This is a genomic window from Ilumatobacter coccineus YM16-304 (assembly GCF_000348785.1).
GTDB classification, from domain to species: Bacteria; Actinomycetota; Acidimicrobiia; order Acidimicrobiales; family Ilumatobacteraceae; genus Ilumatobacter_A; species Ilumatobacter_A coccineus.
Genome location: NC_020520.1, coordinates 1,346,141 through 1,363,951, shown reverse-complemented (window position 1 = coordinate 1,363,951; position 17,811 = coordinate 1,346,141). Strand labels below are relative to the sequence as shown.

18 protein-coding genes are annotated in these 17,811 nt (G+C 67.8%); 13 read left to right on the top strand and 5 right to left on the bottom strand.

All coding sequences use genetic code 11. The features are described 5' to 3' along the window. Positions 1-37: 37 nt before the first annotated feature. The 6 genes from YM304_RS25550 (at position 38) to YM304_RS06135 (ending at position 7,760) form a co-directional block, all read left to right on the top strand. Positions 38-787, top strand: a complete 750-nt coding sequence (locus YM304_RS25550; protein ID WP_041299093.1) for a class I SAM-dependent methyltransferase — start codon at positions 38-40, stop codon at positions 785-787. Positions 788-821: 34 nt separating this feature from the next. After that, positions 822-2,762 carry a 1-deoxy-D-xylulose-5-phosphate synthase gene (locus tag YM304_RS06155; RefSeq protein WP_015440789.1) on the top strand — a complete coding sequence of 647 codons (1,941 nt, stop codon included), beginning with the start codon at positions 822-824 and terminating at the stop codon, positions 2,760-2,762. Between the two features lie 78 nt (positions 2,763-2,840). After that, positions 2,841-4,433, top strand: coding sequence for a GGDEF domain-containing protein (locus YM304_RS22110; protein ID WP_154723331.1), 1,593 nt, complete (start codon positions 2,841-2,843; stop codon positions 4,431-4,433). Between the two features lie 151 nt (positions 4,434-4,584). Beyond that, positions 4,585-6,114 (top strand): SulP family inorganic anion transporter, encoded by a 1,530-nt coding sequence (locus YM304_RS06145; RefSeq protein WP_015440787.1) that lies wholly within the window; start codon positions 4,585-4,587, stop codon positions 6,112-6,114. A 33-nt stretch (positions 6,115-6,147) separates the two neighbouring features. Beyond that, entirely contained in the window at positions 6,148-6,960 is an 813-nt protein-coding gene (locus YM304_RS06140; RefSeq protein ID WP_015440786.1) for an enoyl-CoA hydratase/isomerase family protein, read from the top strand. Continuing rightward, the gene (locus YM304_RS06135) at positions 6,957-7,760 is read left to right on the top strand and encodes an inositol monophosphatase family protein (protein ID WP_015440785.1); all 804 of its coding nucleotides are present in this window, start codon (positions 6,957-6,959) and stop codon (positions 7,758-7,760) included. The genes YM304_RS06140 and YM304_RS06135 overlap by 4 nt, the downstream gene beginning before the upstream one ends. Before the next feature lie 24 nt (positions 7,761-7,784). Here YM304_RS06135 and YM304_RS24610 read toward each other — a convergent pair whose 3' ends face one another. After that, positions 7,785-7,982, bottom strand: a complete 198-nt coding sequence (locus tag YM304_RS24610) for a hypothetical protein (RefSeq protein WP_041298061.1) — start codon at positions 7,980-7,982, stop codon at positions 7,785-7,787. Positions 7,983-8,088: 106 nt separating this feature from the next. Between YM304_RS24610 and YM304_RS06125 the strand changes: the two genes are divergently transcribed. Beyond that, positions 8,089-9,009 (top strand): LysR family transcriptional regulator, encoded by a 921-nt coding sequence (locus YM304_RS06125; RefSeq protein ID WP_162142042.1) that lies wholly within the window; start codon positions 8,089-8,091, stop codon positions 9,007-9,009. A 28-nt stretch (positions 9,010-9,037) separates the two neighbouring features. Next, positions 9,038-10,228, top strand: a complete 1,191-nt coding sequence (locus YM304_RS06120; RefSeq protein ID WP_015440783.1) for a trans-sulfuration enzyme family protein — start codon at positions 9,038-9,040, stop codon at positions 10,226-10,228. Here the strand turns inward: YM304_RS06120 and YM304_RS06115 are convergent. The 3 genes from YM304_RS06115 to YM304_RS06105 form a co-directional block, all read right to left on the bottom strand. Then, positions 10,191-11,399 carry an acetyl-CoA acetyltransferase gene (locus YM304_RS06115; RefSeq protein ID WP_015440782.1) on the bottom strand — a complete coding sequence of 403 codons (1,209 nt, stop codon included), beginning with the start codon at positions 11,397-11,399 and terminating at the stop codon, positions 10,191-10,193. The genes YM304_RS06120 and YM304_RS06115 overlap by 38 nt on opposite strands. A gap of 29 nt (positions 11,400-11,428) precedes the next feature. Further along, positions 11,429-12,829 carry an OB-fold domain-containing protein gene (locus YM304_RS06110; protein WP_015440781.1) on the bottom strand — a complete coding sequence of 467 codons (1,401 nt, stop codon included), beginning with the start codon at positions 12,827-12,829 and terminating at the stop codon, positions 11,429-11,431. 174 nt (positions 12,830-13,003) lie between these two features. Then, on the bottom strand, positions 13,004-13,921 hold the full coding sequence (locus YM304_RS06105) for a cation diffusion facilitator family transporter (RefSeq protein ID WP_015440780.1): 918 nt from the start codon (positions 13,919-13,921) through the stop codon (positions 13,004-13,006). A gap of 36 nt (positions 13,922-13,957) precedes the next feature. On the opposite strand from YM304_RS06105, the gene YM304_RS06100 reads away from it, so the two are divergent. The 3 genes from YM304_RS06100 to YM304_RS06090 all read left to right on the top strand — a co-directional run bounded on the left by YM304_RS06100 (position 13,958) and on the right by YM304_RS06090 (position 15,274). Further along, positions 13,958-14,248, top strand: coding sequence for a GNAT family N-acetyltransferase (locus YM304_RS06100; RefSeq protein WP_015440779.1), 291 nt, complete (start codon positions 13,958-13,960; stop codon positions 14,246-14,248). A 2-nt stretch (positions 14,249-14,250) separates the two neighbouring features. Next, on the top strand, positions 14,251-14,499 hold the full coding sequence (locus YM304_RS06095; protein ID WP_015440778.1) for a DUF2277 domain-containing protein: 249 nt from the start codon (positions 14,251-14,253) through the stop codon (positions 14,497-14,499). 154 nt (positions 14,500-14,653) lie between these two features. Continuing rightward, the gene (locus YM304_RS06090) at positions 14,654-15,274 is read left to right on the top strand and encodes a hypothetical protein (RefSeq protein WP_015440777.1); all 621 of its coding nucleotides are present in this window, start codon (positions 14,654-14,656) and stop codon (positions 15,272-15,274) included. Positions 15,275-15,453: 179 nt separating this feature from the next. Here the strand turns inward: YM304_RS06090 and YM304_RS22105 are convergent, their stop codons facing one another. After that, positions 15,454-16,098 (bottom strand): NifU family protein, encoded by a 645-nt coding sequence (locus tag YM304_RS22105; protein WP_015440776.1) that lies wholly within the window; start codon positions 16,096-16,098, stop codon positions 15,454-15,456. Between the two features lie 25 nt (positions 16,099-16,123). Between YM304_RS22105 and YM304_RS06080 the strand changes: the two genes are divergently transcribed. Next, entirely contained in the window at positions 16,124-16,888 is a 765-nt protein-coding gene (locus tag YM304_RS06080; RefSeq protein WP_015440775.1) for a maleylpyruvate isomerase family mycothiol-dependent enzyme, read from the top strand. Between the two features lie 47 nt (positions 16,889-16,935). After that, positions 16,936-17,796, top strand: coding sequence for a DMT family transporter (locus YM304_RS06075; RefSeq protein ID WP_162142041.1), 861 nt, complete (start codon positions 16,936-16,938; stop codon positions 17,794-17,796). Positions 17,797-17,811 lie beyond the last annotated feature (15 nt).

The window sequence follows — 17,811 nt, the reverse complement described above, 5'->3', positions numbered from 1 at the left end:
TGCCATCCTGCCACGACGGCGCCGTATCGTGGCGGCGATGCGCGGCTACGACTCGACCTCCTACGGGGACGGATTCGCCGACGTGTACGACGACTGGTACGCCGAGGTCACCGACGTCGACGCCACGACCGCACGGGTCGTCGCCACGCTGGGCAGCGACGCCGGCCGAGTGCTCGAACTCGGCGTCGGCACCGGCAGGCTCGCCCTCCCCCTCGCCGACCGCAACATCGACGTCGTCGGTGTCGATTCGAGCCAGGCGATGCTCGACCGTCTCGCCGACCGGCAGCGAGATCGACCGCATCGGGTCACGGCGGTCTGCGGCGACATGGCCACCGAACTCCCCGACGGCCCGTTCGACGTGGCGCTCGTCGCGTACAACACGCTGTTCAACCTCCTCGGCGACGGTGAGCAGCAAGCGTGCTTCCATGCGGTGGCCGAGCGGCTCGCCCCCGGCGGCGCGTTCATCGTCGAAGCGGTCGTTCCCGACGAGACCGCGCAGGCCGGCAGCGACGTGTCGGTGCGGTCGATGGCCGTCGACCGGGTGGTGCTGTCGGTGTCGGATCATCGCCCCGACCAACGTCGCACCAGCGGTCAGTTCGTCGAGTTCACCGAGTCGGGCGGCGTACGACTGCGTCCGTGGTCGATCAGGTGGGCCTCGGTCGACGACCTCGACGCCATGGCGGCCAGCGCCGGTCTGGCCCTCGACACCCGCTTCGCCAACATGGCCGGCGACGAGTTCGACGAGCACAGCACCCAGCACGTTTCGGTGTATCGCGCGCCCCGCTGAACCCCGGTCGCCGAATCGGGATAGCGTCCCAAGCGTGCTGTTGGAGAGTGTTCGAGGACCAGAGGACCTGCGGGGCCTCTCCTACGACCAACTGAACGACCTCGGAGGCGAGATCCGCGATTTCATCGTCTCGGCGGTGTCGGAAGTGGGCGGTCACCTCGGCTCCAACCTCGGCGCCGTCGAACTGACGCTCGCCCTCCACCGCGTGTTCGACTCGCCGACCGACGCGATCCTCTGGGACACCGGCCACCAGGCCTACGTCCACAAGATCGTCACCGGCCGGCAGAAGGCGTTCGAGACGCTGCGCCAGGCCGGCGGCCTCTCGGGCTATCCGTCGCGCGAGGAGTCCGAGCACGACGTCATCGAGAACAGCCACGCCTCGACGGTGCTGTCGTACGCCGACGGGCTCGCCGTCGCCCGCGAACTGGGCACCAACGACCGCCGCCACATCGTCGCCGTGATCGGCGACGGCGCGATGACCGGTGGCATGGCCTACGAAGCGCTCAACAACCTCGGACACCATTCACGACGCGTCATCGTCGTACTCAACGACAACGGCCGCTCGTACGCACCCACGATCTCCAACCTGTCGGCCAACTCCCAGGGCACCGACGAGCGCTCCCATCACCCGTCGGTCACCGATCGCATCACCGGTCGCCTCTCGCACGCGCTCACCGACATCCGCCAGAATCCCGTGTACGTCCGACGCCAGCGCCGCATCGAGGAGTTCCTCGGCGGTCTGCCCGTCGTCGGCAACCAGGCGGGTTCGGCCATGGATGCGTTCAAGGCCGGCGTCCGCGAGTTCTTGCAACCGCCCTCGTTCTTCGAGGCGCTCGGTGCTCGCTACATCGGCCCGTTCGACGGTCACAACATCGAAGAGATGGAGCACGCGCTCCTCAACGCGATCGAACTCTCCGACGAAGGCCCGATCGTGGTGCACATGCTCACGCAGAAGGGCCGCGGCTACTCGCCGGCCGAAGACGACGACGAGAAGAACCTGCACGACGCTCCGGTGTTCGACTTGGCCGTCGGCCCACCCAAAGCCGTCACCACCGGCTACACACAGGCCTTCGCCGACTCGATCATCAAGGAGGCCGAGGCCGACCCGCGCCTGTGCACGATCACCGCGGCCATGCCCGGCCCGACCGGGCTCCTGCCGTTCCAGGCTCGATTCCCCGATCGCTGCTTCGACGTCGGCATCGCCGAGCAGCACGCCGTCACGTTGGCCGCCGGCATGGCGATGGGCGGGCTCCGCCCCGTGGTCGCCGTGTACGCCACCTTCCTCAACCGAGCGTGGGACCAGGTCGTGTACGACGTCGCCATGCACCGCCTTCCGGTCATCTTCTGCCTCGACCGCGCCGGGGTCACCGGCCCCGACGGCGCGAGTCACCACGGTGTGTACGACATGGCGCTGCTGTCGAAGGTGCCCGGCATGCGCGTGTTCGCCCCCTCGTCGGCGCAAGACCTCGCACAGATGCTGCACGACGCGACCTCCCTCACCGACGCCGGGCCCGTCGCCATCCGCTACGCCCGCGGTGCCGCCCGCCAGGTGAGCGAACACGAGGTCGGCGTCGGGATGCACGCACGCAAGGTCGTCGAGGCCGACGACCCGTCCGCGTCGGTGTGTGTCATCGCGGTCGGCAAGATGCTCGAGACCGCGGAGAAGGCCGCCGCGAAGCTGGCCGACTCCAACACGAACGTGGCGGTGTGGGATGCGCGCTGTGTGGCACCGCTCGACCCCGACATGATCGCCGACGCGGCCCGCCACGCTCGCGTCGTCACCATCGAAGACGGCATCCGCGCCGGCGGCATCGGCATGACGATCGCCGACCAGATCACCGACATCGATCCGACCAGACAGGTCGACGTGCTCGGTCTTCCCACGACCTTCATGCCGCACGATCCGAAGCCGGGCAACATCCACGCTCGTTTCGGCCTCGACGTCGCGTCGCTGGTCGACGTCATCCGCGGCTGACGACTCTCAAGTCTCTGTCAAAGGCGCGCCGCTGACCTTGAGTTGTGTCTGGCCCCAGCCGAATACGTTCGTGTGAAGGTGTTGTCAAGCGAGGAACTTCTCGCACGAGCTCGAAGCAAGGCCTTCGGCCACGATTCGGAGCTCAACGACCTCATCACCGCGGCGCTCGACGCGACCGACGACTCCCACGAGATCGGGCGACTCCTCGTCGCCCGGGCGCTCTCGCTCCAGGGACGCGGTGACGCGACCGAGCCGGCCCTCGCCGCGCAGGCCGCAGCGACGCACAGCCGGGCCGCCGGCGACCTCCCCATCGCCGCGTTCGCCTCGTCGATGGCCGCCGTCTTCCTCGATCAGACCGGCGAGCTCCACAATGCGATGGAGCACGCGGTCGACGCGCTGATCATGCTCAGCGACGTCGAGGTCGACGAAGTCGAAGCGGTTCGCGCCTCGCTCGCGGTCTCGGGTTTCTTCATGCGTCTCGGCGCCTTCGACCTGGCGGTGGAGGTCGGCCGCCGCGCCTTCGACGGCGCCTGCCTGGTCGAGGGTGTCCCGGCCGATCTGGTCGCCTTCTCGTTCGGGTACATCGCCGCCGAAGGCGGGCATGTCACCACCGACGAACAGGTGCGCCGCTTCCGTCTCGATCACGCCACCGACGCAGCCAGCCACCTCCGCGACCGCGGCTGCGATCCCGTCGCCCGCGACCTACTCGCCAGTGGCCTGTTCGGCGAGATCGACCTCGCCAACGGCGTGCTCCCCGACTCGGCGGGCCTCGCCGCGTCCGAACCGCTCTACGACGATGCCGCACCCGACCTCGTCGCCTGGCACCGCTCCGTGCGCGGGATGGCCGCCTTGAGCAACGGCGACCCGATGCTCGCCATCGAACTCCTCGACGTCGCGATTCCCGGGCTCGAGGCCAGCTCCGACAATCACTGTCTCGTCCGGGCGATCGAACAGCGAGGCCGGGCGCACGCCGCGCTGGGCGCGTTCGACGATGCATACGCCGACGCGTCGCGACTCGCGACGATGACGCGCCATTGGCACCTCGACCAGATCGGTGAACTCGCCGGCCAGGTGGCTCGCCGCGCCGAACTCGAACGGGCCAGCTCGGCATGGCAGCACACCGCTCAGAAGCTCGCCGACGACATCGACTCCGATCCGACGACCGGTGTCCGGTCGCGCCGCTGGCTCGACCGAGTGCTCGACGAGATCGAGCGCGAGGACGGCACCGCCTGGGCGCTCATGTTCGACCTCGACCGGTTCAAGATCATCAACGACACCTACGGTCATCACGTCGGCGACGAGGTCCTCGCGCGTTTCGGCACGTTGCTCCATGCCGCTGCCGGCACGTCGACCGCCATCGCCAGGTTCGGCGGCGAAGAGTTCGTCGTCATCATCCGGTCGGTCGCCGGCGACGTCGAGGCCGGCACCAACTTCGCCGAACAGATCCGGCTCAGCACCGCGACGCACGACTGGGAGAGCATCGCCCCCGGCATCGACCTCACCGTGAGCTGCGGCGTGGCGAGCGGGCCGCGCTCCGAGATCAAACAACTGCTCGTGAGCGCCGACGATGCGCTCCTCGATGCGAAGCGACTCGGCCGCAACCGCGTGTCACACGCAGCCGACACGCTCGACCGCGCCGAGATCCGCTGGCCGGCACCCGCGCCGACGTGACATGTGCGACGTGTCGCGATTTCGCTGAGATCCTCACCTACCGTGGTTTTGCTGCCGATACGTGATGTCGAACAGCTGAATTCGTGGCCCACCCATCGCAGACGGTGGTCCGGAACGTCCGAGACCTCTGGAAGATGACGGTGGAACGAACATGACTGATGCGGCAACGCTCACTCGCCCCTCGCGTAGCGAGTCCCTCAAGATGGCCTGGTGGTCGAACCCGAAGACCGACCTGCTGTCGGGCCTCGTCGTCGCACTCGCACTGATCCCGGAAGCGATCTCGTTCTCGATCATCGCCGGCGTCGATCCGAAGGTCGGCCTGTACGCGTCGTTCTCGATCGCCATCATCATCTCGATGGCCGGCGGCCGCATGGGCATGATCTCGGCGGCAACCGGTGCGATGGCACTCGTCATCGTCGACCTCGTCGAGGAATACGGCGTCGGCTACCTGTTCGCCGCCACGATCCTCGCCGGTCTGCTGCAGATCGGTTTCGGCTATCTCGGCGTCGGCGCACTGATGCGGTTCGTCCCACGCACCGTGATGCTCGGCTTCGTCAACGCGCTGGCCATCCTCATCTTCCTGGCACAGGTGCCGCACATCCTCCTCTCCGACGAGACCTCGGCCGTGCGCGACAGCCAGTTGATGCTGAACCTGCTGTTCATCGCCATCGGCCTGGCCGTGATCTACGGACTCCCGCGCATCACGAAGGCGATTCCGTCGCCGCTGGTCGCCATCGCAGCGATCGCCGCGTACGCCATCGCCTTCGACCTGCAGCTCCCGACCGTCGGTGACATGGGCGAACTGCCCGACACGCTGCCGTTCCTGGCGCTGCCCGACGTCCCGTTCACCTTCGAGATGCTCGGCATCATCCTCCCCTACTCGCTCACGCTGGCATTCGTCGGCCTGCTCGAATCGCTGCTCACCGCGCAGCTGCTCGACGACCTGACCGACACCGATTCCGACAAGAACCGCGAGTCGCGCGGTCAGGGCATCGCCAACGTCGCCACCGGGTTCCTCGGCGGCATGGCCGGTTGCGCCATGATCGGCCAGTCGATGATCAACCACCGATCGGGGGGCCGCACTCGCCTGTCGACGCTGGCGTCGGGCGTGTTCCTGCTCATCTTGATCCTCACGCTCGGCGACCTCGTCGCCCAGATCCCGATGGCCGCGCTGGTCGCGGTGATGATCATGGTCTCGGTCGGCACGTTCAGCTGGAGCTCGATCAAGCCGTCGACGCTGAAGCTCATGCCGAAGACCGAGACGGCCGTGATGATCACGACCGTGGCGATCGTCGTGGTCACCCACAACCTCGCCTACGGCGTCGCCGCCGGCGTGCTCCTCTCGGCGGTGTTCTTCGTGCGCCACGTGTCGCACCTCGTCAACGTCACCAGCGTCGTCGACCCCGACAACCACGCACGGCTCTACGCGGTCACGGGGCAGCTGTTCTTCGCCTCGACCAACGACCTCGTCCACGCGTTCGACTACGACGCCGTCAAGGTGCCCCGGGTCGAGATCGACTGCACCGACGCCCGCATCTGGGACACCTCCGCGATCGTCGCGCTCGACACCGTCGTCGCGAAGTTCGCGGAGCGCGGCATCGAAGCCGAGTTGATCGGCCTGAACCGCCACGCCGAGAAGCTGCACAGCGACACCTCCGGCCGCGTCGGCGCAGGGCACTGAGCTGCCGCCGGCCTGGCGGTTAGTCTCGGCTCGGTGAGCGACGACCGATACCGAGAGTACGACCGCCTGCGATTCGAGCGTCCCGACGGCACCGACGGTGTGCTGCTCATCAAGCTCGACGACCCCGACAAGATGAATGCAACGGGTGCCGACATGCACCTGCAGCTGTCACGGGTGTTCCGCACGATCGGCGACGACGATTCGGTGCGCGCCGTCGTGGTCACCGGCGCCGGGCGAGCGTTCTCGGCCGGTGGCGACCTCGACTGGATCGCCGAACAGGTCGGCGACTACGCGCAGACCATGCGGGTGATGAAGGAGGCGGGCGACATCGTGCGCACGATGATCGACTGCGACACGCCCATCGTGTCGGCGATCAACGGCGTCGCCGTGGGTGCCGGACTCGCCGTCGCGCTGATGGCCGACGTCAGCATCATCAACGAAGACGCGAAGCTCACCGACGGTCACATCCGGCTCGGCGTCGGCGCCGGCGACCACGCCGTGGCGATCTGGCCGCTGCTGTGCGGCATGGCCAAAGCGAAGTACTACCTGCTCACCGCCGACTTCCTCGACGGACGCGAGGCCGAACGGATCGGGCTCGTGTCGAAGGCCGTGCCGAAGGACGACGTGCTGTCGACGGCGTTGGGCGTGGCCGAGAAGCTGGCGGCCGGCCCGGTGCACGCCACGCAGATGACGAAGCGGGCGCTCAATCACTGGCTGCGCCAGGCCCTCCCGAACTTCGAGGCATCGCTCGCCTACGAGATGCTCAACTTCCTCGGGCCCGACGCCGCCGAAGGGCTCGCAGCCCTGCAGGAGAAGCGCAGCCCCGACTTCCAGCCGCCCGCATGACCATGTCCGACACGCCGCTCGAACTCGCCGCCGAGCTCGCCCTCGCCCTCGAGGTGGCCGATGCCGCCGACGCCTACACGCTTCCGCACTTCGTCGATCGCGACTTCAGCGTCGACTGGAAGACGAACGCCACCGAAGTGACCGAGATCGATCGAGGCGCCGAGTCGCTCATCGTCGAGGCGCTCGTCGCCGCTCGGCCGGGTCACGGTGTCTTCGGCGAGGAGCACGGACTCGCCGGCGACCACGACGCGCCGTGGCGTTGGGTCATCGATCCGATCGACGGCACCTCCGGGTTCGTACGCGGGATCCCGGTCTGGGCCACGCTGATCGCGCTCACGTACCAGGGCGACGCCGTGATGGGCGTGGTGTCGGCCCCGGCGATCGGCACGCGATGGTGGGGCGGCGTCGGCCTCGGCGCGCACATGCGCTCACCGATCGTCGAGCGCGAACTCGGCGTGTCGACCGTCGACGATCTCGCCGAAGCGCAGGTCAGCGTGACCCACAGTCCCGGATGGGACGACGTGGGCCGCACGCCGAACCTGGTCGCCCTCCAACAGCGCGCCCGCCGCAGCCGCGGCATGGGCGACTTCTGGCAACACATGCTCGTCGCCGAAGGCTCGATGGACGTGGCGGTCGACGCCATCGGCGTCGCGCCGTACGACCTGGCCGCGGTCAAGCCGATCGTCGAAGCAGCGGGCGGCACGTTCACCGATCGGTTCGGCGAGGTGACGCACCAACACGACTCGGCGGTCAGCTCCAACGGTCGCTTGCACCGCACGGTCATCGACCTGCTCGCCTGACACGACCGCAACCCGGTCACACCATCACCGCTGCATCGAACGAGCTTCGGGCAGGTCTCGCAACACGTGATCGGTGGGCGTGGTGAACGGGCGCGGCGGGCGAGCCAGTCGTCGCAGTTGTGCAACGACGCGTCGCGGCGACGGACGCCGTCGCCTGGCAGCGAGGCGTGTGCGCCGTGTGGGTCGTGTGGGGCGGGTGGCGGCGAACTGGATCGTGGTCATGACTCCACCATGCGCCCATCGCGACCATGGCACAAGCAACACAATTCGGTGCTTTTCATGTCGAACCGTCATGCTCGGTCGGTCGGGTTCGGTCTACGGTGGGCTCGTGCTGCACCTCGACGTCGAATCGCTCCGCACACTGATCGCCGTGCTCGACCACGGCGGGATGACCCGCGCTGCCGAGCACCTCCACCTGTCGCAGTCCGCCGTCAGCTGGAAGATCAAACGACTCGAGGAGCGAGTGGGCCGGCCGCTGCTCATCCGCGACGGACACCGCCTGCGACCCACGCGCGACACGCGAGCGCTGCTCGACGACGCGCGGACCATCGTCGACCTCCACGATCGCGCTGCGGCACGGCTCGCCAGCAGCGAACTGACCGGCACGGTCAAGCTCGGGTCCAACGAGGAGGTCGACGCGTCGCGCATGGCGGCCGTGCTCGGCCGGTTCAAGCGCACGCACCCCGGCGCGGTCATCGAATTCGTCATCGACCACTCCGCTCACCTCGACGACGCGCTCGCCTCGGGCGCGATCGACCTCGCGATCATCCAGGTGAGCGATGACCAACTCCTCGACACCGACACGGTCCTCTGGAGTGACCAACTGCGCTGGGTCGCGTGCTGCGAATCGACGTTCTCCACCGACGATGTCGTCCCGCTGATCTCCTTCGGCGAACACTGCTTCTACCGGACGCTGAGCGAACCGCTCCTCGACGACGCCGACATCGGCCACGCCGTCGCCTTCTCCGCATCGTCGATGAACGGCGTACGTGCGGCCGTCGAGGCCGGCCTCGGCGTGGGCGTGCTCGGTTCGCGATACCTCGACGACACGATCATCGCCTGGCTGCCCGGCGACGCCCTCCCCCCACTTCCGATCGTCCACCAGATCGTCCGCACCGTTCCCGGCGAGACCCCCGAGGTGGCCGCTGCACTCATCGACGCGATCACGTCCGAGCTGATCGACCCTGCTGCGACGCAGCACGTGTCGACGTCGTCAAGACGTGCAGAAACACAAACCACGAATTGTTGACCCCTGAGGTCGGGTATCGTGCTGCGTCGTGACCGACGATCAGCACTCCCCTTCGACCCGGGCCATCACCGCCGGCCGCGCCGCCTCCGGACGGTCGCTCGCTCCGGCACTGTGGGCGTCGTCGACCTGGGAGTCGGAATCGCTCGACGATGCCAACCGGCGGGCCACGTCGATCCGGCAGGGCGACTTCTACAGCCGCTACTGCAACCCGACGGTGCGGTCGTTCGAAGAAGCGATCCGCGACCTCGAAGGCGCCGAGGAGTCGCTCGCCTTCGCGTCGGGCATGGGGGCCATCGCCTCGACCGTGCTCGCGTTGTGTTCGTCCGGAAGCCACGTCGTCGCGCAGCGCCAGCTCTACGCCGGCACGCTCGCATTCCTGCAAGGTCCGTGCGCACGCCTGGGCATCGAGACCACGTTCGTCGACGTGGCCGAGCCCGGAGCGTTCGCGGCCGCGGTGCAACCCGGCAGAACGATGGTGGTGCTCGCCGAGACCCCGTCGAACCCGCGGCTCGAACTCGCCGACCTCGACGAACTCGGAGCGATCAAGGGACCCTTCACCGTCGTCGACTCCACGTTCGCCACGCCGCTCGGGCAACGTCCACTCGACCACGGCGTCGACATCTCGCTGCATTCGGCCACCAAGGGCATCGCCGGCCACAACGACGCGACGCTCGGCGTCATCTCGGGCGATGCCGATCTGCTCGCCGAGATCTGGGCGTACTCCGTCCTCCACGGCGCCACGCCGTCACCGTTCGACGCGCTCAACGCGCTCCGCGGCGTGCGCACTCTCGCCGTGCGCACCCGCCAGCAGAACGAGTCGGCCCGTTCGATCGCGGTGCTGCTCGCCGATCACCACGCGGTGAGCGCCACGCACTATCCCGGCCTCAACGAGCACCCGCAGTACGACATCGCCGCGCGTCAACTCCTGCAGTACGGCACCACGTTGTCGTTCGACCTCGGCACACGCGAGGCCGTGTCGGAGTTCTTCGAGCGCGTGACGGTGTGCCGCGTGGCGACCTCGCTCGGCGGACCCGAGACCCTCGTGTGCCATCCGGCCACGTCGACGCACGCCAGCCTCACCGCCGCGGAGATGGATGCGGCAGGCGTGACCGACGGGCTCGTCCGCATGTCGGTCGGGTTGGAGGAGACCACCGACCTCTTGGCCGACATCGAGCAGGCCCTCAGTCGAGACGACTCCCGACGATCGACACGAAGCTGACGCACGACCCGGGCGACCCGCCGAGGTTGTGCGTGAGCGCCTTGGTCTTGCCCGGCGCACCGTCGAGGCCGATCGACGAGATCTGCCGATCGCCCGCCTCACCGCGCAGTTGCAGCCATGCTTCGAACAGCATCCGGAGGCCGGACGCCCCGATCGGGTGACCGAACGACTTGAGACCCCCATCGGGGTTGACGGGCAGTTCGCCGTCGAGGTCGAAGGTGCCGGCGAGCACTTCCTTCCACCCCATGCCGCGTTCGGCGAAACCGAGGTCTTCCATCAGCACGAGTTCGGTCGGGGTGAAGCAGTCGTGCACCTCGGCCATCGCGAGCTCGTCGCGCGGGTGCTCGATCCCGGCCTGGCGGTACGCATCGGTCGCGGAGTGCACCACCTCGGTGAACGACGTGTAGTCGTAGTCGGGGTCGACCGTTCCGGTCGCCGGGCCCGCCACGAACGACAGCGCCTTCACGAAGATCGGATGATCGGTGTAGTCGTAGGCGTCTTCGGCGCGGACGATGATCGCCGCCGCCGACCCGTCGCTCACACCCGAACAGTCGAAGATGCCGAGCGGCCCGGCGATGAGCGGCGCGCACTCGATGGTCTCCTTCGAGACCTCCTTCTGGAACTGCGCTCTCGGGTTGAGCGCACCGTTCTTGTGGTTCTTCCAGGCGATGCGCGTCATCACGTCTTTCATCTCCTGGCTGTCGACCCCGTACTTCTCGCCGTATGCCGGGGCGAGGAAGCTGAACGCAGCGGGGGCCGTGAGCTGGGCCGACGAACCGTCGTGCGCGACGTTGGGGACGACGAGGCCCGAGTATCCCGAGTCCTTCAGCTTCTCGACGCCGATCGCCATCGCCACGTCGTACGCGCCCGACGCCACCGCGTAGCACGCATTGCGGAACGCCTCCGAGCCGGTGGCGCAGTAGTTCTCGACGTGGGTGACCGGCTTGTGGTCGACCTTGAGCGGACGGCTGAGCGTGAGACCCGACAGCCCCGACCCCATGGTGCCGAGCCAGAACGCGTCGACGTCGTCGAGGTCGACGCCCGCCGAGGCCGTGGCCGCCGACGACGATTCGACGAGCATGTCGTCGACGCTCTTGTCCCAGTGCTCGCCGAACGGGGTGCAGCCCATTCCGACGATCGCCACCTGATCTCTGATGCCATGACTTGCCATGATGTGTTCCCTCTCGAATCCTTCGCTGTTCAGGACCTGACCGGTCGCGCTTTCCAGAAGTGGTTGTGGATGCCGTCGACGGTGTAGAGCCGTCGAAAGGTCATCTCGACTCGATCGCCGATCTTCACCTCGGCCGGGTCGACGTCGGTGAGTTCGACCTGCATGCGCCCACCGCCGTCGAAGTCGACGATCGCCGCCACGACGGGCGGAGCGAGGCTGTACGCCAGCCGGTCGATGGTGAACGTCGCGATCGTCGCCCGGCGGTCGGCCATCGGCACCGGCGTCATCTCGTCGATCGCGCCCGATTCGACGCTGACCCGCCCGGGTGGCAGGTGGATGAAGCCACCGTCGTCCTGCCCGCCGACGAAGCCGTACTTCCACGCGTTGCCGCGCAGACTCGGTGGCGATGCGGGCCGGTCGGGCTCGGGGCGTCGCGGCGGCTCGCGCTCGAGAAATCCGCGCCAGGTCATGAACGACGAGTAGTCGAGCTCGGTGGTCGTCGCGGCGAGCTGCTCGGCGGCGGTCGAGCGCTGGCGCTCGCGGAACGCCACGATCTCGTCGGTGACGCGCAGCAACGACGCGTCGCATCCGTCGGCGAGATGCGCGACGAGGACCAGGTCACCGGGTGACGCCTGGTCGAGCACGTTGGCGAGCATGAGCGCCCAGTGCGCGGTGCCGGTGTTGCCGATCGTGTCCAGCAGATCGTCGGCGAGTCGCTCGGGAGCGCACCCCAACTGCTTCGACACCGCCTTGACCGACCGAGTGTGCAGCCCGGCGACGATCGCGTGATCGACATCGCCGATCTGTACATCGGCTTGCTTGAGCACGTCGCCGACCGCCTGGGTCGCGAGCGGAACGTACGCGTGCTCGCCGAAGCGTTCCTCCCACTGCCGCGAGTACGACTCCCCCGGCACGCGCCACCGGTCGACGAACTCGGCGGTGACCGGCGCGTAGCCGACCGGCTCGGCGATGACGGCGTCGTCGCCGAAGATCAGCGCGACCGCGGCGTCCCCACCAGCGGCCTCGTCGGCCGAACCCGGTCGGCCCGTCCGCACGTCGGAGAGCACGGCGATCCCGCCGTTGTGCGCCATGATCGTCGCTGCCGTGCCCGACTTCGCGGCGCCGCCCACGTCGAAGGCCGGTACGCAGTCGTCGAGGCGCAGCGCAGCGTGGATCGCGGTGGCATTGGTCTTGTCGAGGTAGCCGGGCGCAGTGGTGGCGTAGGCCAGGATGCCGGGACCGCCGTAGCCGGGAGCCGCGGCGGCGAGTGCTCGCCGCCCGGCTTCGACGCCCATCGACGTGGCGTCTTCGTCGAACGAGGCGACGCTGCGCGTGCCGCGCCCGCCACCCTGGCCGAGCGTCTGCGTGATCTTCGACCGGTCGAGTCGCCAGTAGGGAAGGTGGACGCCGTACGAAACGATCCCGTTCATCCGTCCAGCGTTGCAGACGGCCCAGCCCGCCGACGCCTCGAAGCCGGACGCTTTGTCTCTGAGACAAACCGTCCGGGGCGGATCAGAGGGGCATCGTGGCGATCACCATGGTGAGCACCACGAGCGCGACGCCGAACAACACCAGTCGTCGTTGCATTTCCCGTGACATCGCCGTCAGCGTAGAGCACCGGCGTCGGCACAGCCGTGCTCACACTCGACCTGCAACGTCAGGTGTTCGATCCCGAGCGTCGTCTCGACCGCGACCGACAGTTCACCGCTGATCTCCTGCGACCGGTGTGCCGACACGGCACCGTCGACCACGACGTGCGCAGACGCGGCATGTCGACCGCCGCCCAACGAGCGGATGTGGACGTGGTGGGCGTCGTCGACATCGGGATGCCCGATCAACAACATCGACAGGTCGGATGCGCCGATGCCGCTCGGTCGACGGTCGAGCAGGACGTCGACGGCGGCACCGAGCAGATGCCAGGTCGACCACAGCACAGCGAGCGACACGAGCAGCGACGCGGTGGGGTCGAGCCATGCCGCATCGGTGACGACCAGCAGCACGCCGGTGACGACCACCACGACCGAGCCGGCGAGATCGGCCAGCAGATGCAGCCGGGCGGCGCGCATCGAGATCGCCTCGTCGCCGTGCGAGTGGCCGACGAGCAGCACCCCCGCGCCGTTGACCGCGATCGCGATGAGTCCGATCAGGACCACACCGCCACCTTCGACCGCTTCGGGTTCGACGAGTCGACGAATCGATTCGACGACGATCCACACGACCGAACCCACGAGGAAGATCCCCGACATGAACCCGCCGAGCGCATCGGCCTTGCCCAGCCCGTACGACCAGTCGTCGGATGCCGGACGACGGGCGATGCGCAGCGCGATCCACGCGGTGATCAGCCCGAGCGCGTCGACGGCCTGGTGCGCGGCATCGGCGAGCACCACGACGGAGCCGATGGCGATGCCGACGACCACTTGCACCACGGCGAACGCGGTGTTGGCGGCCGCAGCGACGCCGAGGCGCGCACCGCTGGACCGGTGCTGATGCTCGCGCTCGCGCTCGCCGTGATTCTCACTCATTGAGAATGAGGGTAGCGGGTTCGGTAGACTGTTGCCATGGCCGATCCAGAACTCACCGTCGTCGACGTCCCGGACGACGGGCGCTACGAACTCCGACTCGACGGCGACACCGTCGGACTCGCGACGTATCGCCTCGCCGACGGCGTCATCACCATCCCCCACGTCGAGACGTCACCCAAACACCGCGGCAAGGGTTTCGCCGACACGTTGATGCGCGGCATCCTCGACGACGTGCGCCAGCGACAACTCCTCGTGCGTCCGCTGTGCCCGTTCGCCGCGGCACACATGGACGCCGACCCGGCACACCACGATCTGCTCGCCGGCTGATCATGTGCCGCAACATCACGACGTTGCGAGGCCTCGAGCCGGCCGCAACGGCAGAAGAGATCGAGGCCGGGGCTCGTCAGTACGTCCGCAAGATCAGCGGTGTGCAGAAGACGTCGGCGGCGACCGAGGAGGCCTTCGAGCGAGCCGTCGCCGAGATCACCGCGATCTCCACACGCCTGCTCGCCGAACTCCCGCCCCGCAAACAACCACCCAAGACCGAACCACCGCTGCGTCGCCTCGCCAAGAGGTGATGTTCGGCCAGCCCAGAATTCGCCCTCGCCGACTCACGCTCGGCTCGTCAGTTCAGCTTGCTGACGGCGATCAGGGGCGTCGCTCGCAAGGCGCGAGAGACTGACTAGCGAACATCTGGGTTCCGGCAGAGAATGACACTGATACCGTTCGATCGTGACCGGCGAGATGTTCGAGTACGACGGGCCAAGGGCGGCGGAGTTGCTCGATCTGTTCGCTATGCAGTCCGACCTGATTGAGAGCCACGGCTGTTTTCGATGGCTGGAGTCATGCGAAGCCCTCGACGCCGAATGGCCCGACGGGCTACCGGGACTCGATCGCGAACTGCTCGTCGGCTCCATCTGGACAAGCGGACTCATTAGATATCGCCGATCGTTCACTTCCGGGAAAGCGGCTACGGGAACGGGACAACGCGCTCGGCTCCACGATCTACTCGACGGCTGGGACTACGGGTCCGATGCGATGCACCAGGAACTCCTTCGCCACGCGAGCAGGCGGATCGCTCACCGTGCCGACCACGATGGCTTCGGCGGAGAGGTGAACATCCTGCTCTCGGGACGGTCAGATTCTGAACCCGTCGTAGTCAGTCTTTCCACCCTCGAAGAGCTCCCGCCGACGGGCATAGCTCTGACCCCCGTCGTCGATCACTTGGAGAGTCTTCTTGAACGCACCGAAGCCAGCCTCGCCGAGAAGGAATCCGAGCTCAAGATCGACTTGCAAAGCCGACTCGATTGGTGTCAGGAGCAGGTCCGTTCCCAAGGTTCGGTCAAGAGGTAAAACCCGGCCGGTCCAGAACTCCCCCTCGACAACTCACCCGCGACGACTCACGCTCGGCGCGTCGGTTCAGCTTGCTGACGGCGATCAGGGGCGTCGCTCGCAAGGAGCGTTGCGAGGGAGAGTGACTGGGCGTCAGCGACGAGCACACGGAACGCAGCGAGCGGCGTTCCTGGTCGTCGTCACGAATAGAAGGGGGATTCGCCGGTGGAGTGATCGGTGAGGTCTTTGACTCGTTCGATCGCTTCGATGGCGTCGACGAGCATGGTCTGCACGCCGTCGAGCATGGTCATCTTGCTCATCGAGCAGCCGTGGCAGCCGCCGCCCATGGTGAGGTAGGCGGTGCCTTCGCCGTCGTGGCCGACGTAGGTGACGAACCCGCCGTGCGCGGCGAGCGCCGGGTTGACCTCGGTCGAGACGAGCGCTTCGACTTCGGCCGAGAGTTCGTCGTCGCTGGTGAGACCTTCGACGCTCGGGGCGGAGGGACGGTTCGGGTTGCGGATGACCAGACCCTGCGCCGTGGAGTAGTCGAGCGTGGCGCCGGTGAGCAGTTCGACGTCGTCACCAGGAATGATGATCTTCATGCCGTCGTGCGTGCGGACCTCGTCGGTGAACGCCGCTTTGAGGAATTCTTCGAACGACAGGTCGTAGCGGAAGTCTTCGCCGGGCTTCGAGGCGATCGCGAGACGCAGGCCGAGCTGGTCGCCGTCGGGCTCGTCGTCACGGAGTTCGCGCAGGTTCTCGATGGCCTCGGGCGTGACCGAGATGATCGGCTCACTCTGGTTGGAGTCACCAGATTCCGCCGCCAATGCTTCGAGAGGACTCATGGTGAAAAGGCTACCGTCGCGAACTGTGAACCCTGATGTGTCCCCCGCCGAGTACGTCGCCGCGCTTCGTGACGACGTCGATCGGCTCGCTGCCTGCGCCGAATCCGGCCCGCTCGATGCACCGATCACGGCGTGCCCCGACTGGGATCTGCGCGCGCTGCTGGTGCACACCGGCGGCGTGCATCGGTGGGCCACGCAGGCGATTCGACACGCTGCTCCCCCGACCTCGCTCGACGGCCCGAAACCGCAACCCGATGCGTCGGGCGACGACCTGGCAGCCTGGCTGCGAGACGGTGCCGACGCCCTGGCCGAGGCGGTCGGGGCGACGAAGCCCGACGACGACACGTGGCATCCGTTCCCCGCCGAACAACAGGCGTGGGTGTGGCCTCGACGTCTGGCCATCGAGACGATGATCCACCGCTGGGACGCCGAAGTCGCCACGGCGGGCGAGTCGTCGCTCGACCCGACGCTCGCCACGGCGGGCCTCGGTGAGTTCTTCGAGATGATGCTGCCGCGGGTGTTGATCCGCGAGCAGGCGACGGTCCCGGACGTCAGCCTGCACCTGCACTGCACCAACGACGACGTCCCGGGTGGCGCCGGTGAGTGGATCGTGTGGGGCGAAGGCGGCGAGTACCGCATGGAGGCGGTGCACCGCCACGGCGACGCCGCACTGCGGGGGACGTCGAGCGATCTGCTGCTCGTGATGATGGGACGCGCCGACGTGTCCACCGTCGACCTGCGCGGCGATCAGGGCGCGGTCGACGCCTGGTTCGCACTCCCCGGCCTTTGAGCCGGTCGAGACCAGCGGCGGGGGCGAGCCCGGCGCCGGTGGGTGTCGTGGCAATCGCCGCGGCCATCGTCAGCTTCGCGTTGAGCACACCGATCGTGAAGTGGTCGGGCGAGCCGGGCGTGGTCATCGCGTTCTGGCGCATGTGGTTCGCGCTCGGACTCTGGTGGGTCGTCATGGTCGCCACGCGGCGCCCGTTTCCCGACGCTCGCACCTGGAAGCTCGTCGCGCCGGCCGGCCTGCTGTTCGGGCTCAACATCTCGACGCTGTTCACCGCGGTCACGCGCACGAGCATCGCTCACCTCGAGTTCATCTCGTCGCTGACGCCGCTCGTCGCGGTGCCCGCGAGTGCCCTGCTGTTCAAGGAGCGGCCCGATTTCGCACCGATGAAGTTCGGGGTGATCTCGCTCGTCGGCGTCGCGCTCGTTTTGTTCTTCGGCCCGTCGTCGGGCACCTCGTCGTTGAGCGGCGACCTGCTCGTCCTCCTCGTCGTCGGCATCTGGACCTGCTACCTCATGTTCACGAAACGCGCTCGTGCCCGAGGCGTCGACACGGTCACGTTCATGGCGTGCATGGTGCCCGCCGGGTTGCTCACCACCGTGCCGATGGCAGTGGTGCTCGAAGGCGATCAGATCTTCTCGCTGCAGCCGCGCGGCTGGATGGTGGCCGCGCTGCTCGCGGTGCTGACCGGCATGGTCGCGCACGGCTGCATCGCGTTCGCCCAGCAACACCTGCCGATCCAGACCATCACCGTCATGCAGACCGCACAACCGGCACTGGCCGTTCTGTTCGCGTTCTTCCTCCTCAGCGAGCAGGTTCGCTGGCCGCAGGTGATCGGCATGGCGCTGGTGACCATCGGCATCACGCTCTTCACGTTGGCGAGCCAACGAAATCGATCGCCTCGTCCGTGACGTCGCCGTGGCACG